Origin of the sequence: Priestia sp. SIMBA_032, assembly GCF_046535215.1 — a bacterium.
Lineage (GTDB): Bacteria > Bacillota > Bacilli > Bacillales > Bacillaceae_H > Priestia > Priestia aryabhattai.
This window is the reverse complement of record NZ_JAWRXD010000503.1, coordinates 1-278: the sequence shown is the minus strand read 5'-3', so window position 1 is coordinate 278 and position 278 is coordinate 1. Positions and strand designations below refer to the sequence as shown.

Below are 278 nucleotides of genomic sequence, written 5' to 3'. Positions count from 1 at the left end.
CTAACTTCGTACGGTTAGAGAACTCATTGTACGCTGCTAATACTTCTGAAGAACTTAACGCTTTACTATATAATTTCGCAAGCGCAATTTGTCCATTTAACGGAATACCACCATTTCCGTTACTATCAGGATCCGCTCCAAATGCAAATGGTACGTTTGGATGATACACTTTCCCAGTAGCTGGCTGGCTATTTACTTTTTTACCATCTACGTAAATTGCCACTTCACTTCCGTTATACGTTCCTGTTAAGTGATACGTTTTGTTCGCTTCTAATTGA

The 278-nt window shown here is 39.2% G+C and carries 1 protein-coding gene; it reads right to left on the bottom strand.

Annotated features, from left to right (window positions below):
* A partial coding sequence (locus tag SB717_RS35310; RefSeq protein ID WP_410907577.1) for a LamG domain-containing protein occupies window positions 1-278 on the bottom strand: 278 nt, incomplete at both ends.